Source organism: Sporosarcina sp. FSL W7-1283, from assembly GCF_038003105.1.
GTDB classification, from domain to species: Bacteria; Bacillota; Bacilli; order Bacillales_A; family Planococcaceae; genus Sporosarcina; species Sporosarcina newyorkensis.
This window is the reverse complement of record NZ_JBBOOL010000001.1, coordinates 1623200-1638666: the sequence shown is the minus strand read 5'-3', so window position 1 is coordinate 1638666 and position 15467 is coordinate 1623200. Positions and strand designations below refer to the sequence as shown.

Here is a 15467-nt window from a genome sequence, read left to right as displayed (position 1 = left end):
CCAAATGGTGAGTGTAGACCGCGCTTTGCGGTCTGTTTGTCATGAGATTTTAGCGTAAACATTCCATGACCTTTCGTTTCCCTTTATGGTTAATCTTTTGTCCTGGTGAACACCATCAATCCGCATGGTGTCTTCCAGTGAGCCGACACGCCCGTCCAACACTATGTATTGCTGTTCCTACAAATATTGAAAGCGGGGAAGAAATTTTAATCATTTGTTTATTTGAATAATTTTAAGGAAGCGGAAATCATGCATGGATGACTATGTAATAGAGGTAAAAACTGTTTCTATTATTTTGACTTGGGCATGGCGGATGGCAAACGGTAAAGGATAGAACGCGTGGTAGTGCCTGACAAGAAAGAAACAGAGCGAGCATCGAGACAAGCAATAACAGAATATGAAAACACGGGTATGTATTTCGAGCCAACTACATTGACCGTTGCAGACTTTATGGATTACCGGTTCAAAGGATACACAGAAGTGAATCTTAAGGATAATACGCAGCTGAACTTTGAAAAGGCTATTCGTTTTCAAATTAAGTCGGCAATTGGAAAGTTCCGGTTTCGGTTGCGGTCTTTGACTCACGCTATCTTGCAACAATTTGCGAATGATTTATATAGAGAAAGTTATGCCAAAAAGTCATTGAGTATCTTTGGAAATGTCGTTAACCACGCACTACGACGCGCTGTGCATCCATGGGGCTTAAACAAAGATTAATCCATCTTATGACGAAAGAAAGCGTTCTGAGAAGGAATTAAAGATTTTACCGATAGAGGACTTAAAGAAGATTAGCGAGCAGTTGAAAGAAGATCATCCGCTATACTTTCCTTTCCATCTTGGACTGCATACAGGTTTGCAGGTGAGTGAAGTGTGGGCTTGCGGGGACATATCGAGTTAGCGAGAGGTCATTACATGTAGAGCAAGCTATGATCAACGAAAACAGTCAGTGGGTATTCGACACAACTAAGACGATATCATCTGAACGTCAGATTTCATTGAGCACTATAATCGTCCAGACATTAAAAAAACACCGCACTTGGATTCAGAAAAATCAGCTTAAGTACGGTGCCCATTATACAAAATCAAACATGTCTGAGTGAAAAAATGTGGTAGCATTATCACGCTAGTGTCATTAAATATAATACCCGGGAGATGCAAGATACTCCAAGTATTGATTTCAACTTCCATACACTGCTTCATACCCATGTAACAATACTCATGGAAAATAGTGCAAAGGTGAAAGTTATCCAAGCAAGACTCGGTCATAGTAGATCAGCCATTACCATCGGCACCTATTCACACTTAACGCAAAAGATGCAAACTGAAACGATTGATATCTTTGAACAATTCATGCAAGCTTTAAAATGAAACACAGTTTTCACTATTTTGCACTGCCACCGTATTTTTAATATGATGGCAACACGGTGGCAAATCATTTATATTAACAACCCACACAATATACAAATCGCATACCTACGCTAGTTAATCCTCATCCATCTTCAGTACCGCCATGAATGCTTCTTGCGGAACTTCTACAGAGCCCACTTGCTTCATCTTCTTCTTACCTTCTTTTTGTTTCTCAAGAAGTTTACGTTTACGTGAAATATCTCCACCGTAACACTTGGCTAAAACGTTCTTACCCATTGATTTGATTGTCGAACGTGCAACGATCTTTTGACCAATCGCTGCCTGTACCGGCACTTCAAATTGCTGTCTTGGAATTAAGGACTTCAACTTTTCTACGATTGCTTTGCCGCGTTCATAACTGAAATCATTATGGACGATAAAACTCAAAGCATCGACTTGTTCGCCGTTCAACAGGATATCCATTTTCACGAGTTTCGAACGTTTATAGCCGATTAGCTCGTAGTCAAGAGATGCATAACCTTTCGTGCTCGATTTTAATTGATCAAAAAAGTCATAAACAATCTCAGCCAATGGAAGCTCATAAATCACATTGACGCGAGTGCTGTCCATATAATCCATCGTAATGAAGTCGCCGCGCTTGTGCTGGCATAATTCCATTACAGCTCCTACATAATCATTCGGTACCATAATGGAAGCTTTGACGTATGGCTCTTCTACGAAGTCGACTTTTTGTGCGCTCGGCATCATGGATGGGTTATCTACATTAATGGAAGAACCATCTGTCAAATTGACTTTATAGATAACACTTGGTGCCGTCGTGATCAAGTCGATTTTAAATTCGCGCTCGATCCGTTCCTGGATGATTTCCATATGCAGTAAACCTAGGAAACCACAGCGGTAACCGAATCCAAGTGCTTGTGAAGTCTCCGCTTCATATTCGAGGGCAGAGTCATTAAGCTCCAGCTTTTCAAGAGCCTCACGTAAATCATTGTATTTTGATGTGTCAATTGGATAAAGACCGCAGAAAACCATCGGATTCATCCGACGATAACCTGGCAACGGCTCACTTGCAGGATTGTCAACAATTGTGACCGTGTCCCCTACGCGTGTATCCCCTACATTTTTAATGGACGCCGATAAAAACCCGACGTCTCCAACTGTTAATTCTTCTCGTGGGGAAATAGTGGGCGTAAAGACACCCGTCTCAATGACTTCAAATTCTTTCCCTGTCGCCATCATCCGAATTTTATCGCCAGGCTTTACTCTTCCTTCAACAATCCGGATATTGACGATGACGCCTTTATATTGATCATAGTGAGAGTCAAAGATTAGCGCTTTCAATGGAGCATCAGGATCTCCTTGTGGTGCAGGTACTTTTTCGACGATTTGCTCAAGGATCTCTTCGATACCGATACCAGCTTTTGCTGATGCAAGAACTGCTTCAGACGCATCGAGTCCGATAACATCTTCAATCTCTTGTTTGACACGCTCTGGATCAGCAGCCGGAAGATCGATTTTATTAATAACGGGTAAAATTTCCAAGTCATTGTCGAGTGCCAGATAGACGTTTGCCAATGTCTGAGCTTCGATTCCTTGAGCGGAGTCCACTACTAGGATTGCACCTTCACAGGCAGCCAAACTTCTCGATACCTCATAGGTAAAGTCGACGTGTCCTGGTGTGTCAATTAGATGAAAGGTATATTCTTCTCCATCTTTAGCGTTGTATGTCAATTGGACGGCATTCAATTTAATCGTGATGCCGCGCTCACGTTCCAAGTCCATGGAATCCAATGTTTGTGATTTCATTTTTCGTGAGCTTACTGTTTCTGTTTTCTCCAAAATCCGATCAGCCAGCGTCGATTTCCCGTGGTCGATATGGGCGATAATAGAAAAATTTCGTATATTCTTTTGACGTGCCAATCTTTGTTCTTGATTCATCCCTGTTCACTCCTACGTTTACGAACCTATTTAGACTAATTGAATTATAGCAGTGAACCGTGCAGACTTCAATATTTGAAAGATTATTGCACAGTCAGTAAAGCAGATACGGATTCTCCAATAATCGAAACTGTCTGATTTAGCTCTGCTTCGTTATTTCCCACACCGCCAAGCTCGACCAAGATCATGCTCGTGTCCAAATCCTGATTGTATTTGCCATCTACTCCACGGCCGCCTTTAACAATAATCTCCCTTGTAATTCCGGGTACTCGCTTATCCATTTCACTTTTTAATTGTTTTGCCTTAGTTAAGTTTTTTTCGAAAAACGGATGATCCCTTCCGACAACAAACGCGACCTTTGCATATCGTTGGTTGTTATGTGTAATTGTCGTCCTTGAAGGTCCTAAAGAATCTCGATGCAGATCAATAACCAAGTCGTATGATTTACTCTTCACTTTTTCCTCAACATAGGGACGGATGGCCGCATAAGAGCGGTGATAGGGAATTTTCTTTTGTTGCATAATTTTCACAATATCGATATCCAGCTGTTCGGCCGTCACTCCATTAACAAGTAAGTTATCTTTCAGTTTGCCGCCTACTTTTACAATATTTTCTGAATGATGAGAGGCTGCCACTTTTCCATCGACCGCTTTAGTAATAGGTTCGTACGCTTCATGAGAATGGGTAGAATAAATGAGGACATTGCCTTCTGCTTTCGGCTGAATGTCTTCCTCTAGCACATTGGATGCGTAGACAATCATGCTGGGCTCCTTCAAAGAGAGGGTGGATGGAATATTGGACTGTTTGGGTAGGAACTGCAGAACTACAGGGAAGATGAACAATAGAAAAATGATGCTCATCCAGATTTTTAAAGTTTTTTTCATTATGATCCCTCCATCTTCCACTCTATGCAGAAGAAAAAAGGACCATGACTGGACTAGGCTTTTACTTTATGGACCCAGTCCATCAAAGAAGACGACAGGGCAGAGGCATATTGCGCTACCCACGAGTCAATTTCTTTTGGCGAAATAAATGTAGACAGTTCTTGACTCGTAAGTACTTCTTCAAATAATTGAATACGCTCATCATGCGTCCAAGAAGACCAATCTCCAAATATAGGTGCCAATGAAGTACGGTCTGCATCTTTCGTCGACCGCTGTGGAAAACGACCAGTCGCAAGCTTAGACGACGGCATGCCTTCCTCCTCGATTTTCGCAGCAATATAACCGAACATTGTATCAATTGCGTCCGCTACGAGCACCGGACCATCCACAACAGTCGGGACACCGATCGCAATGACAGGGATCCCAAGACTTTGTTCCGAAAGCTCTTTCCTGCTATTTCCTACTCCAGAGCCCGGATGGATGCCGGTATCTGTCAACTGAATCGTACGGCATAGACGTGAACTGCTCCTAGCAGCCAGCGCATCCACGACAATTAAGACATCAGGTTTCCCTTCGTCCACAATCGCTTTGACAAAAGAAGCTGTTTCGAGTCCCGTCTGAATCGTAACACCCGGTGCATAAACCATTACACCACTATCATCCGCTTCATAATAGTCCGGAATGATTTCCTTCACAGAATCCATCGTGATTGGTCCTACTGCGTCAGGGGTGATATCCGGATTGCCTAGTCCGACAAATAACAGCTTCCCGACTTTTCCTTGCACTTTTTCCTTGATCAAAGCGTCCATTTTTTCTACAACCAGTTTGCAGAGCTTTTGTAATTCATCCGTTTCATGGACAGCGAGCGTTGGAATGGTCAGCGTAACGTATGTTCCTTTTGCTTTCCCAATCTCTTCTTGCCCTTCAGCAGTAACTTTTACGGTGGTGGATTTTATCCTTCCGATCACTTGTTCTTCTACTTTAATGCCTGACATTTTCTTTAGTTTATTTTCTTCACGATCCGATTGATGCTTGACAAATTCATCACTCTCATCGATCAAATCGGTCCGATAGTAATTGATCTTGTCCATTGTCTTCACCTCTTTACTTGAAGCTTGTGCAAAATCCGGACGTTTATTCTAAAAGTAATTGCTGTAAAGCCAATAAGCTTTACCTTTTTTTCTTGCAATCTAACAGAAGCTTTGTTAAAATTATGCTTGTTGTAAAGAGATGTCCGGATGATTGTGGAAACACTCTTGCCTTACCTGAAAGCTGGAGGTGAATGAAATGCCAAACATTAAAGGTGCAATTAAACGCGTGAAACAAAGTAGCGCTGCTAATGAGCAAAACTCTCATGTCAAAGCTGCTATGCGTACAGCAATCCGTAAAGCGGACGCTGCTCTAATTAATAACGAAGAGAACGCACAGGCGCTTTTGAAAGACGCTGTGAAAAAAGTGGATACTGCTGCCCGTAAAGGTCTTATCCATAAAAACACTGCTGCTCGTCAAAAATCACGCTTAACTAAAAAAGCTCAATAATGAACTGTTAAAAGACTGCCTATGTGGGCAGTCTTTTTTTCTTTATTATAATCCGTTCAGTAAAAACAATTCCAATCTTCTCTGCCGATTGCCGCTTGTCGTCTTCAATTGAAGATCGATTGTCGCTAAATCATCCAATGCCTTTAAAAGGATCTGCAAAGTAGGCAGATTTCTCTGCATCATCAGTTTGACCCGATACGGATGAACGTGAAGCGTAGTAGCAATTTGCTGTTGCTGATAGCCTTTTTTACGCAAATTCACTATATGAATCATTAGACGGACTTGGCTTGCAATCAATGACGCCAGCATAATAGGCTCTTCTCCGTTACGAAGCAAGTCGTGATAAACCGATAGTGATTCCGATTTTCTGCCATTTACAAACGAATCAGTCAGACGAAATACATCCATTTCAGGAGTCCGCGCCACCAGTTGTTCGATCATTTCAATCGTCACTATCCCATCAAAAGACAAGTATGCGGCCAATTTCTCCACTTCCGTCGATAACGTCAGCAAATCTGTACCCGCCATTTCAAGTAGAAAAGCAGCTTCTTTTTTATCAATTTTAATTCCTTTGTCTGTTCCTTGCTGCATAATCCAAGTGGTCAGATCCTGACCTTGCAGCGTCTCCGCTTCCACTACAACGGCATGCTTCTTAATCTTCTTAGTGATTTTTTTGCGCGCATCGAGCTTTTCATAAGGCGCCACAAAGACGACCGTCGCAGTAGGAGATGGATTCTCCAACCACTTTTCCAATAATTCCAGTTGATGCGGTTGTTTCTCTTTCGAGTTATCGGTAGCTTTCAAAAATGAACAGTTCTTCGCAACAATTAATTTATGTTCGACTAAAAAAGGCAGTTCATCCGCTACTTCGAGCACCGCCTGAATCGGAAGCTCTTCCAGGTCAAAACGATTCACTTCAGAAGAAGTCATTCCCGGCACCGCACGGATTAACCTTTTCACTGTTTCATCAATCAAATGCTGTTCCGTCCCGGTTAACAGATAAACGGACTGGATCTTACCTTTTTCAATCTCATTCCATATTTTTGTGACCATGTTCTTCACCTCGATTGACAACTATCTTTTAGTATAACGTAAAAAGCTTTACGCAAAAACCTTTGTCCACTATACATTAAAATCAATACGTTCTCCATACTAACTTCAAAAGGAGGTTTTATTGATGACAGAAAACAAACGAAAGAAAACAGACCATCGTGCACCAGCTAAAACGAATGAAAGAGAAGAAATTTCAAACGAGCTGACTGAACTGGGTCACTTACAGCCAAAACATGAACCGATGACACCGAACCATCGAGAAACTGCTGAAAAGGATAAATACTACGGATAAAAGCCATACAGTCTTTGAACAAATTGTGTCATCCGTCAATGAACCGCCATTAAACTGCAATTTTTATGGATTTTTCTTTCACTTTCCTCTATACTTAGTATGGAATTAGGAGGTGTAGCAATGAATGAATTTGAACATGATGTCCAATCAAAACGGAATGACGCGATTGATTCAGGCATCGGCTTTATAGTATCGTTTATCGGTTTTTCTGCAATTTTTGTTGTTGCTACGATCATCGATATCGTCGCCCGCTAATCAATATTGGATAAAATAGACACAACCGTCTCTTGGCGGCTGTGTCTATTTGCATTTTAAGGATTCTATCGACTGGAAGAAACACTGTATGACTGACCTTTCACTCGAATTTCGATTGTACCTCTCTCCGCTGTTGACCAATATGGAATTCCATGTTCATCAAACCGCTCAACTACTTCGGCATGCGGATGTCCGTAACGGCTATTTCTACCTGCAGAAATTACGACGAATTCCGGTTCTAAGAAACGAATGAACGGCTCAGTACTCGATGTTTTGCTGCCGTGATGCCCGGCTTTTAAAACTACTCGACCAAAATCCGTTGTTGGATATCTGCGCAAAAATCGCTGCTCTCCATCCGACTCTAAATCTCCAGGAAAGATAAATGACAAGTCTTCTGTTACCATCATCATCACTAACGAGCTATCATTCCCATCATATTCTCTTTCTTCAGGTGCAAGGTATTGAAAATGATAAGTCCCGAGTTTCCAATGCGCCCCTTCACCAACCAACTGAACCGGGACATTTTTCTGCTTCGCCAATCGCAGCACTTCATCCATCGTTTTCTCTCGCTCGCTCCCGGGTGGAATATGAATTTTCCGTACCCGTAGTTCCTCTAAAACTTCATCCGCTCCTTCCATATGATCGAGGTCTGCATGTGTAATGATCAACTTATCGATCGTCGTGATGCCTTTCGCCTTCAGATACGCAACGACAATGTTCCTGCCGACTTCGAATGACTGTTCAGGCGTCTTCCAATTCTTCTCGCCAAAATGAATCACTCCCCCTGTGTCGATTACATAAACTGCTTTCCGAAAAGGCATTTCAATGATCGTGCTGTCCCCTTGCCCGACATCTACGTACGAAACAATAACATCTGTATGCAATATCGGCTTGAATTCTAAATAAACCGCTGGCATGAGCAAGCAAATCACGCCAAAAACAATCGATTTCTTCCTTTCAAGACAGACCAAAAACAGTAAAATACCTACCACGGCCAAAGCTGCACCGATTCCGTCCGGTTGTCCGGGAGTCCAGACCTGACAAGGCAATGAAGCGAACCAAGACGTCATACTTCCAATCCATTGGCGAAATGGTTCATACACAATGAAGAGTGTGTTTGACAAAGGAGGTAACAAGTAGCTGCAAGCAAGCAGAACGAGATTTGCAGGCAGAATGACGACAGAATACAGCGGTACATAAAGTAAATTGGCCACAAACGAAGAAATCGACAGTTCGAAAAAATGGTATAAGAGCACAGGATACAATGCCACTTGCGTGATGACCGTCACTAAAAACGAGATATGCAAGCTGTTTTTTGCATTTATGAGAATCTTAGATGAATAGAGCAGCGAAAATGCGGCTAAATAAGAAAGTTGGAAACCTGGCTGAAAGACAATAAACGGCTGCAACCAAATAAAACCCATCGCACTCAATGCAAGCGCATCATCGAGGCGCAGCTTCAGCCTCCCCGATGCAGCGAGCAAGAGAATCATTGTCACTGTCACTGCACGCCATACCGAAGGAGCCCCACCCGCAATACACGCATAGATAGGAAGAAAGATCAACAGACAATACGTCACCCATTCCTTGCGAAAACCAAGACGCAGCAAAATTTCCCGGATGAAAAAAGTCAGCAATCCTACATGCAGCCCTGAAATGGCAAATAAATGTGTGATCCCGAGTGTCCGATATTCTTTTTGCACCGCTTCCGTCATACCTGAACGATCGCCTATCAGCAAAGCTTCCGCTTCTGTAACGAGTGACTGTGGAAAATTCATCTCAATATGCTTTTTTATATCATGTCGATAATAGGATAATCTTGAGCGGACAGTGGACAAACGTTCTCCTGATTGAAGTTCTGTCACTTCTAGAATACCTGCAGCCCCATTCATTCGTAAATAGCGCTGCATATCAAACGCATACGGATGCGCCGCTGGTTCCGAATCTTTTTGCTGCACCGCGGCAGTAAATTGGTAAGCTGCCAAATTTATCGACTGGAAACGTTCCTTCTCATGTTCTGACTCAAATGGATACATCAGATACACAACCGTGCCATCTACCAAACGTGCGAAACCTTTTACTTTGCCGCCATCTATTTTCGCTTGATCTTTCCATTGAAAAATAACAGTTGAAGAGTGGTCTGGAAGAGATGATGTCTTATGGGAGAAATAATAAAATGAAAGAAATACAGTGGCAGTGCAAAGAATGAGATGCAGAAAATCTCTGCGCAAAAAGAGGAATGGAATGAGGAATAATAAATTCAGTAATAAAAGCGACCCTGAGAGCTCAGCTGCAAATGCAGAAATCGCTATAAGGATCGCTATATACATCCATCGTATCGATCGGATCAGTTGCCAAATAAATGATTCACCCTTTGCGAAAGGGCATCCAATTCTTCATCGTCGGCGCCAAGCGCTTGCATTTTTGTCAACATTTCACTGAACAAAGCAAACTTATCTTCACTCGCGAAGTCGATCGAACGTTCATCAAACGGAACTTTTTCAATTTCTACTCCAGCTTGCTCAAATAGCTCCAAGGCATATTCGCTGTTGCGATAATCCGTTGCATAGTTGACACGCTGAATCCCCGCTTGAATCAATGCCTTACTGCACTGCAAACAAGGAAAATGTGTCACATAGATCGATGCTCCCGCAACTGGTATGCCATATTTCGCACATTGCAGCAAGGCATTCATCTCAGAGTGGATCGTCCGCACACAATGATTATCTACCACATAGCATCCATGCTCAATACAGTGGTCACCACCAGATATTGATCCGTTGTAACCCCCTGCAATAATTCGTTGATCGCGCACCAAGATGGACCCGACTGAAAGCCTGGTACATGTGCTGCGCATCGCCAGCAAATGACTTTGCGCCATGAAGAACTGGTCCCAAGTAATTCGCTCCATACGGTCGCCTCCATCAATTAAGTGTTATAGATGATTCTAATTTCTCAAATGTTTTATCGCCAATTCCTGAGACATTTTTCAAATCGTCCAATTGCTTAAAAGCACCATGCTCTTCTCTGTATTGGACGATTGCTGCCGCTTTTGACGGACCTACGCCAGGCAGCGTTTGAAATTCCGTTTCATTGGCTGTATTGATATTCACCTGTGCTGTCTGTGTGCCGCCAGTAGCGGAAACCGCAGTTGCCGCGGGCTGCGAATAGGCGGGCGGTTCTTCTCCCGCAACGGGTACATAGACCACTGACTCGTCCAACAATTTCTGTGCATGGTTCAATAAACGAGTATCTGCTTCCTCCGTATAACCGCCTGCTTTTTGCACAGCATCAAGCAAACGATCTCCTTCTTGCAAAGAATAGAGACCTGGATGTTTCACAGCACCTTTAACATCAACCAAAATCGCAACAGACACTGCTTCTGCCACTAATTCAACAGGTGGTACGACTTCTTCAATTGGTTCAACAACTTCTAACGTTTCAAAAAGGGATTGTCCTTGTTCTACGGATACTGAATCCATTTGTTCTCGGGGAAAGAACAGAACGAAGGAAAGTACAGCGAGTGCTGCAATAGGAATGATCAATTTACGCCATTTTTCGGTAATGAATGAACGGATAGTTCAGCATCCTTTCTTTCAGCACCGTATGGAGTCCCCTTAACTATAAACGATTTTCTCAAACTTTGGAAGAGTTATTTACGCACTTGAAAGAATACTCTTTCACTTTCATCCGTCGGCGGTTCATCTTCCCAATCTGCAAAAATCCTTTCGATCTGGAAGCCGGCATCATTGAGCATCCCAACATACTTGGTAACCGAGAACGTGCGCTGCATATGTACTTCGTCAAATCGTTTGAACAATCCATTTTCCTGTCTGACAAAAAATGCAAGCTGCGAATAAATAGAATGCTCTTCGTCACCAGGAGCAGTTTGCCACATATATGTGATGCGCTGATCATCAAAAACAAACGGCCCTTCCAAGAAGATTTCATCCATTTTGAAAATCGAATGAACGTCAAACAGCAAGACGCCATCCTTGCCAAGCGCTTTATAAATTCGGCGGAATGTTTCTCTTACATCAGTTTGAGAGATGACATAATTTAACGAATCAATCGAAATGACCGCAATATCGTATGTATCTTCCACTTCCAGTTGTTGCATTGGCTGCTGAATGAATTCAATATCGAGCCCAAGCGACCTGGCACGGTTCGAAGCAACTTCCAACATATCTGCGGATAGATCGACACCAGTGACACTCGCACCCTTTTTTGATAGCATCGCGGACAACAAACCCGTACCGCAGCCAATATCCAAAACTTTTTTCCCCACAACGCCAGTAGACGCCAAATCGAGCAAATCGATGTAGGCGTCATATGGGATATCATTCATTAATTCGTCATAAATATGAGCGAACTCTTGATAGGAAGAACTCATTGTTCATTTGCCACGTTTAATAACGGCGCGTCTCCCCAAAGTTTTTCAAGATTATAGAAGCCGCGTTCTTCTTTGTGGAATACGTGTACAACTACATCCAATAAGTCGACCAATATCCAGCGTCCAGAATCAAATCCTTCCATCCGCTTGACAGTAAAACCTTCTTTTGCTGCCTGATCTACGACTTCGCGCGCGATCGCTTGTACTTGTCGCTCAGAGTTTGCGTGGCAAATGATGAATTGGTCGGCTATTAATGAAATGCCCTCCATATTCAACACGACAATATCCTCTGCTTTTTTACTATCTACTGCTTGATAAGCTAATTCCAATAAAGTTGGCATATTTCACTGTTCCTTTCTTCTGCGTACATGTTCATTATAGCAATCAAATGAATAAGGGAAAATGACTGCGTACTGATGAACTAAAAATTTAAGTGTATGTTGAATACACTCCGTCATTTGATCTTCTAATGATTGACCGTTGATGCGTTTCCGTAAGTCTTCGATCCCAGGAAACTTCCTGCCCGGTTCGATTAAATCTGCAATATAGATGACTTTCTCTAAAGGTGACATTCCTGCCCGACCTGTCGTATGAAAACGAATCGCTTGAAGAACGTCCTCATCTTCTACTCCATATCGCTCTTTTGCAAGCAATGCTCCTACTGGCGCATGCCATAACTCGGCATGATATTGTGAATACAAATCATACTCTTGATCTTGTTTCAATAAATCATGTAATTCCTCTTTATCCATGAACTTAGCGTAATCATGGAATAGTCCGGCGATTTCTGCTTTTTCTACCGACACGCCTACCTCTTTGGCTAACTCCACAGCAGTCGCAGTTACACGCAGGACATGTTCATAGCGTTCTTGCGGTAAACGCTGCTTCAGATCATTTCGAACTTGTTGAAGATCCATATAATCTCTCCTCTCGAATGTATGCCTCGACAGCAGGAGGGAGCAGCAATTGAACTGTTCCTCCCTCTAAAAAGCGTTGGCGGATCAAAGTAGAAGATAAATCAAGCTGTGGCGTCTCCACCATTTGGACCGGAAAATCAGATGCACTCACGGCGCCAGGACGCTTCACGCCGATAAACTTGATGATTTGCAGCAGCTCGTCAATTTTGTACCACGTCGGCAACTGATCGATCATATCGCCACCGATGATGAAATAAAATTCATGTTGCGGTTCATCTTGGATCAATTGCGACATCGTATCGTATGTGTAAGATACACCGCCGCGCTCAATCTCAAAAGACGAAGCACGCAATCCTTCTATCTCATCAACTGCCAATTTTACCATGTGCAAACGTTGCTCCGCTGTAGCGTCTCCAGCCGCAGTTTTATGGGGAGGAACCGCAGTCGGCATCAGCCACACTTCGTCTAGATCACCTGCATACCGTACTTCGTTTGCAATCAACAAATGCCCTGTATGAGGCGGGTTGAATGTTCCACCTAAAATGCCGATTCGTTTCATCCGACTCTCCTTATGGTAGTAGTATGCGTTTCTTCTCTTTCGATTCTCTGTACAAGACGATGATATTACCAATGACTTGCACTACTTCGATTCCTTTGAACGCGCCAATTCGTTCTGCTATTTCGTTCTTGTCCTCCTCACAATTTTGAAGGACGCTGACTTTCAATAGTTCACGTGCTTCCAGCGCTTCATCAATTTGCGCCAGTATCGCTTCTGTCAAACCACTTTTCCCAATTTGGAATAATGGTTGCAAATGATGTGCTTCACTGCGCAAAAATCTTTTTTGTTTACCTGTTAACATGTTTACCCGCCAACTTTCATTGTAATCGTTTCAATCATTTTTTTCGTATCGGGATAGACGCCTGTCCATTTTTCAAAAGCGAGGGCACCTTGGTGTACAAACATCCCGACACCGTTCATAATACGCGCGCCTGCTTGTTCTGCCGCCTGTAGAAATTCTGTTTCCAGCGGATTGTAAATAATATCCGCCACTATTGCATCTCTTGCTATGTTTTTAGGATTTAACGGCATACCTTCCTGCGCAAAATTCATCCCGACAGAAGTCGTCTGGACGACGAGACCAAATTTGCCTAGCCGTTGTTCCGCTTCCTCTATCGAGAAAACGTACGCATTCCGCATTTGTGCAGCCAGTTCTGCCGCCTTGGAAGCTGTCCGATTTGCAAAATAGAGAGGACCGTAGCCAGCAGATTGCAGTGCAAATGCGATTCCTCTCGCCGCACCTCCAGCTCCTATGATCAGCACAGGTGCATCTACACCGTCGTCTCCCGCAAACTCTTCCAACGATCTCACAAAGCCTGCACCGTCCGTGTTGGTACCAATCAGTTTCCCGTCATTTGTTTGATAGACCGTGTTGACTGCGTCCATGAGTTTTGCTGAATCGTCCACTTCATCTAGGAACGGAAGGATCGCCTGCTTATGCGGCACCGTGACATTCCATCCACTGCAGCCGAGCGTACGTAAGCTTTGAATCGCCTGCTCAAGATTTTGCGGCTCTACATGGATCGGCACATAGGTTGCATTCAGATTGCTCTGTCCAAACCACTGATCATGCATCGTCGGTGACATCGATTGTGCGATCGGGTCGCCTAAAACAGCATACCATTTCTTCATTGCTATCCCCTTCCGTCTCATAAGCTATTTGCGGACCTCAAATCAATGAAGGTCGTATAATCACATTCACGCCTTTAGGTGCATGCACAGCTACCTGTACATCCGCATGCTGAATCGTAATCCAGCCAAGACCTGAAATAACGACATCCGTCTTCGCTTCTTTAATTGAAAATTCATGACGAACGAGTGGCGGCAGTTTCTCAAGTGAAGCCGCACTCGGCGGAGACAGCATGTCCCCCAAATGATTGAGATAGAGCTCATCCGCATTTTCTAATTTTGTCCGATGCAGCGGCAGACCGTTCGCTACGTAGATATTGAATGACGAACGATCTCCTGCGATAAAATCAAAGCGAGCCAAACCACCAATGAATAAAGTTTGCTCAGCATTTAACTGATAAACTTTAGGCTTCAACTCTTTTTTAGGTGTGATGAGTTTCAAGTCTTTGGCGTCCAGGTCATGTGCTATTTGATGATCGTTAATAATGCCTGGTGTATCCATTAAGGACTTGCCGTCATCCAACGGAATCTCCACAACATCAAGTGTTGTACCCGGGAAGTAGGACGTTGTTATGACATCCTGTACGCCTGTCGCATCTTTTATAATGCGGTTGATGAATGTGGACTTCCCGACATTCGTACAGCCCACGACGTAGACGTCCTTGCCTTTACGGTAGGTCTCGATGGCGTCGAGCGCTTCCGACATCCCTGTACCTTTCACTGCAGATACAAGCAGGACATCGATCGGTTTCAATCCTAATTTTGCCGCTTCGGCTTTCATCCAGTTGGTCACACGTTTCGGATTGATCGACTTCGGCAGTATATCGGATTTATTGCCAATCAATAAAATGTCTTTCTTGCCGACGAAACGATGCAGCCCATTGATCCAGCTGCCGTTAAAATCGAAGATGTCGACCACTTTGACAATCAGTCCGTCTTTTTCACCAATACCGTTCAAGATCGCTAAAAAATCATCTCCCGATAAGGACACCGGCTGCAATTCATTATAGTTTCGTAATTTGAAACAGCGCTGACAAATGACATCTTCCTTCTCTAAAGAGGAAGGCGGTGCAAAGCCTTCTGCTGTTTTATCTGTCGTCTGGATCGCAATCCCGCATCCAATACATTTGATCGATTCCAA

The 15467-nt window shown here is 43.3% G+C and carries 19 protein-coding genes; 5 read left to right on the top strand and 14 right to left on the bottom strand.

Features of this window, described 5'->3' with window-relative positions; all coding sequences use genetic code 11:
* Nucleotides 1–339: 339 nt before the first annotated feature.
* Both MKY93_RS07905 and MKY93_RS07900 read left to right on the top strand, forming a co-directional pair.
* Nucleotides 340–717, top strand: coding sequence for a hypothetical protein (locus tag MKY93_RS07905; RefSeq protein ID WP_340758742.1), 378 nt, complete (start codon nucleotides 340–342; stop codon nucleotides 715–717).
* Between the two features lie 435 nt (nucleotides 718–1152).
* Nucleotides 1153–1368 carry a tyrosine-type recombinase/integrase gene (locus tag MKY93_RS07900; RefSeq protein ID WP_340758741.1) on the top strand — a complete coding sequence of 72 codons (216 nt, stop codon included), beginning with the start codon at nucleotides 1153–1155 and terminating at the stop codon, nucleotides 1366–1368.
* 114 nt (nucleotides 1369–1482) lie between these two features.
* Here MKY93_RS07900 and lepA read toward each other — a convergent pair whose 3' ends face one another.
* From lepA to gpr, 3 genes are all read right to left on the bottom strand, one after another.
* The gene (gene lepA, locus MKY93_RS07895) at nucleotides 1483–3306 is read right to left on the bottom strand and encodes a translation elongation factor 4 (protein ID WP_009496938.1); all 1824 of its coding nucleotides are present in this window, start codon (nucleotides 3304–3306) and stop codon (nucleotides 1483–1485) included.
* A gap of 83 nt (nucleotides 3307–3389) precedes the next feature.
* Entirely contained in the window at nucleotides 3390–4190 is an 801-nt protein-coding gene (gene spoIIP / locus MKY93_RS07890; RefSeq protein ID WP_050804626.1) for a stage II sporulation protein P, read from the bottom strand.
* A gap of 53 nt (nucleotides 4191–4243) precedes the next feature.
* Nucleotides 4244–5281: a GPR endopeptidase gene (gene gpr, locus MKY93_RS07885; RefSeq protein ID WP_009496940.1), complete on the bottom strand. Its 1038-nt coding sequence runs from the start codon at nucleotides 5279–5281 to the stop codon at nucleotides 4244–4246.
* 196 nt (nucleotides 5282–5477) lie between these two features.
* Between gpr and rpsT the strand changes: the two genes are divergently transcribed.
* Nucleotides 5478–5729 carry a 30S ribosomal protein S20 gene (rpsT, locus tag MKY93_RS07880; RefSeq protein ID WP_009496941.1) on the top strand — a complete coding sequence of 84 codons (252 nt, stop codon included), beginning with the start codon at nucleotides 5478–5480 and terminating at the stop codon, nucleotides 5727–5729.
* 45 nt (nucleotides 5730–5774) lie between these two features.
* On the opposite strand, the gene holA is transcribed toward rpsT, so the two are convergent.
* Entirely contained in the window at nucleotides 5775–6782 is a 1008-nt protein-coding gene (holA, locus tag MKY93_RS07875) for a DNA polymerase III subunit delta (RefSeq protein WP_009496942.1), read from the bottom strand.
* Nucleotides 6783–6906: 124 nt separating this feature from the next.
* On the opposite strand from holA, the gene MKY93_RS07870 reads away from it, so the two are divergent.
* Nucleotides 6907–7074: a hypothetical protein gene (locus tag MKY93_RS07870; protein WP_009496943.1), complete on the top strand. Its 168-nt coding sequence runs from the start codon at nucleotides 6907–6909 to the stop codon at nucleotides 7072–7074.
* Nucleotides 7075–7194: 120 nt separating this feature from the next.
* On the top strand, nucleotides 7195–7329 hold the full coding sequence (locus tag MKY93_RS07865) for a YqzM family protein (protein WP_040758137.1): 135 nt from the start codon (nucleotides 7195–7197) through the stop codon (nucleotides 7327–7329).
* 65 nt (nucleotides 7330–7394) lie between these two features.
* Here MKY93_RS07865 and MKY93_RS07860 read toward each other — a convergent pair whose 3' ends face one another.
* The 10 genes from MKY93_RS07860 to yqeH form a co-directional block, all read right to left on the bottom strand.
* Nucleotides 7395–9659 (bottom strand): DNA internalization-related competence protein ComEC/Rec2, encoded by a 2265-nt coding sequence (locus MKY93_RS07860; RefSeq protein WP_340758740.1) that lies wholly within the window; start codon nucleotides 9657–9659, stop codon nucleotides 7395–7397.
* 17 nt (nucleotides 9660–9676) lie between these two features.
* Nucleotides 9677–10240 (bottom strand): ComE operon protein 2, encoded by a 564-nt coding sequence (locus MKY93_RS07855; RefSeq protein WP_009496946.1) that lies wholly within the window; start codon nucleotides 10238–10240, stop codon nucleotides 9677–9679.
* Between the two features lie 13 nt (nucleotides 10241–10253).
* Nucleotides 10254–10874 carry a helix-hairpin-helix domain-containing protein gene (locus MKY93_RS07850; RefSeq protein WP_009496947.1) on the bottom strand — a complete coding sequence of 207 codons (621 nt, stop codon included), beginning with the start codon at nucleotides 10872–10874 and terminating at the stop codon, nucleotides 10254–10256.
* Nucleotides 10875–10981: 107 nt separating this feature from the next.
* Nucleotides 10982–11722: a class I SAM-dependent DNA methyltransferase gene (locus MKY93_RS07845; protein WP_340758739.1), complete on the bottom strand. Its 741-nt coding sequence runs from the start codon at nucleotides 11720–11722 to the stop codon at nucleotides 10982–10984.
* A complete protein-coding gene (rsfS, locus tag MKY93_RS07840; RefSeq protein WP_009496949.1) occupies nucleotides 11719–12063 on the bottom strand; it encodes a ribosome silencing factor in 345 nt (114 codons plus the stop codon). Before rsfS ends, MKY93_RS07845 begins: the two co-directional genes overlap by 4 nt.
* Before the next feature lie 3 nt (nucleotides 12064–12066).
* Nucleotides 12067–12639: a bis(5'-nucleosyl)-tetraphosphatase (symmetrical) YqeK gene (yqeK, locus tag MKY93_RS07835; RefSeq protein ID WP_009496950.1), complete on the bottom strand. Its 573-nt coding sequence runs from the start codon at nucleotides 12637–12639 to the stop codon at nucleotides 12067–12069.
* Nucleotides 12614–13198 (bottom strand): nicotinate-nucleotide adenylyltransferase, encoded by a 585-nt coding sequence (locus MKY93_RS07830; protein ID WP_009496951.1) that lies wholly within the window; start codon nucleotides 13196–13198, stop codon nucleotides 12614–12616. The genes yqeK and MKY93_RS07830 overlap by 26 nt, the downstream gene beginning before the upstream one ends.
* Before the next feature lie 10 nt (nucleotides 13199–13208).
* On the bottom strand, nucleotides 13209–13499 hold the full coding sequence (gene yhbY, locus MKY93_RS07825; RefSeq protein WP_009496952.1) for a ribosome assembly RNA-binding protein YhbY: 291 nt from the start codon (nucleotides 13497–13499) through the stop codon (nucleotides 13209–13211).
* Nucleotides 13500–13501: 2 nt separating this feature from the next.
* The gene (gene aroE / locus MKY93_RS07820) at nucleotides 13502–14329 is read right to left on the bottom strand and encodes a shikimate dehydrogenase (protein ID WP_340758738.1); all 828 of its coding nucleotides are present in this window, start codon (nucleotides 14327–14329) and stop codon (nucleotides 13502–13504) included.
* Nucleotides 14330–14366: 37 nt separating this feature from the next.
* Nucleotides 14367–15467, bottom strand: coding sequence for a ribosome biogenesis GTPase YqeH (gene yqeH, locus MKY93_RS07815; protein ID WP_040758141.1), 1101 nt, complete (start codon nucleotides 15465–15467; stop codon nucleotides 14367–14369).

What these genes read in the sequence shown, in the direction of transcription:
- gpr (WP_009496940.1), bottom strand. Translation starts at nt 5,281, where the DNA reads ATGGACAAGATCAATTACTATCGGACCGATTTGATCGATGAGAGTGAT.
- MKY93_RS07830 (WP_009496951.1), bottom strand. Translation starts at nt 13,198, where the DNA reads ATGAAACGAATCGGCATTTTAGGTGGAACATTCAACCCGCCTCATACA.
- MKY93_RS07870 (WP_009496943.1), top strand. Translation starts at nt 6,907, where the DNA reads ATGACAGAAAACAAACGAAAGAAAACAGACCATCGTGCACCAGCTAAA.
- holA (WP_009496942.1), bottom strand. Translation starts at nt 6,782, where the DNA reads ATGGTCACAAAAATATGGAATGAGATTGAAAAAGGTAAGATCCAGTCC.
- spoIIP (WP_050804626.1), bottom strand. Translation starts at nt 4,190, where the DNA reads ATGAAAAAAACTTTAAAAATCTGGATGAGCATCATTTTTCTATTGTTC.
- MKY93_RS07865 (WP_040758137.1), top strand. Translation starts at nt 7,195, where the DNA reads ATGAATGAATTTGAACATGATGTCCAATCAAAACGGAATGACGCGATT.
- rpsT (WP_009496941.1), top strand. Translation starts at nt 5,478, where the DNA reads ATGCCAAACATTAAAGGTGCAATTAAACGCGTGAAACAAAGTAGCGCT.
- MKY93_RS07900 (WP_340758741.1), top strand. Translation starts at nt 1,153, where the DNA reads ATGCAAGATACTCCAAGTATTGATTTCAACTTCCATACACTGCTTCAT.
- yhbY (WP_009496952.1), bottom strand. Translation starts at nt 13,499, where the DNA reads ATGTTAACAGGTAAACAAAAAAGATTTTTGCGCAGTGAAGCACATCAT.
- rsfS (WP_009496949.1), bottom strand. Translation starts at nt 12,063, where the DNA reads ATGCCAACTTTATTGGAATTAGCTTATCAAGCAGTAGATAGTAAAAAA.
- MKY93_RS07845 (WP_340758739.1), bottom strand. Translation starts at nt 11,722, where the DNA reads ATGAGTTCTTCCTATCAAGAGTTCGCTCATATTTATGACGAATTAATG.
- aroE (WP_340758738.1), bottom strand. Translation starts at nt 14,329, where the DNA reads ATGAAGAAATGGTATGCTGTTTTAGGCGACCCGATCGCACAATCGATG.
- MKY93_RS07855 (WP_009496946.1), bottom strand. Translation starts at nt 10,240, where the DNA reads ATGGAGCGAATTACTTGGGACCAGTTCTTCATGGCGCAAAGTCATTTG.
- lepA (WP_009496938.1), bottom strand. Translation starts at nt 3,306, where the DNA reads ATGAATCAAGAACAAAGATTGGCACGTCAAAAGAATATACGAAATTTT.
- MKY93_RS07860 (WP_340758740.1), bottom strand. Translation starts at nt 9,659, where the DNA reads ATGTATATAGCGATCCTTATAGCGATTTCTGCATTTGCAGCTGAGCTC.
- yqeK (WP_009496950.1), bottom strand. Translation starts at nt 12,639, where the DNA reads ATGGATCTTCAACAAGTTCGAAATGATCTGAAGCAGCGTTTACCGCAA.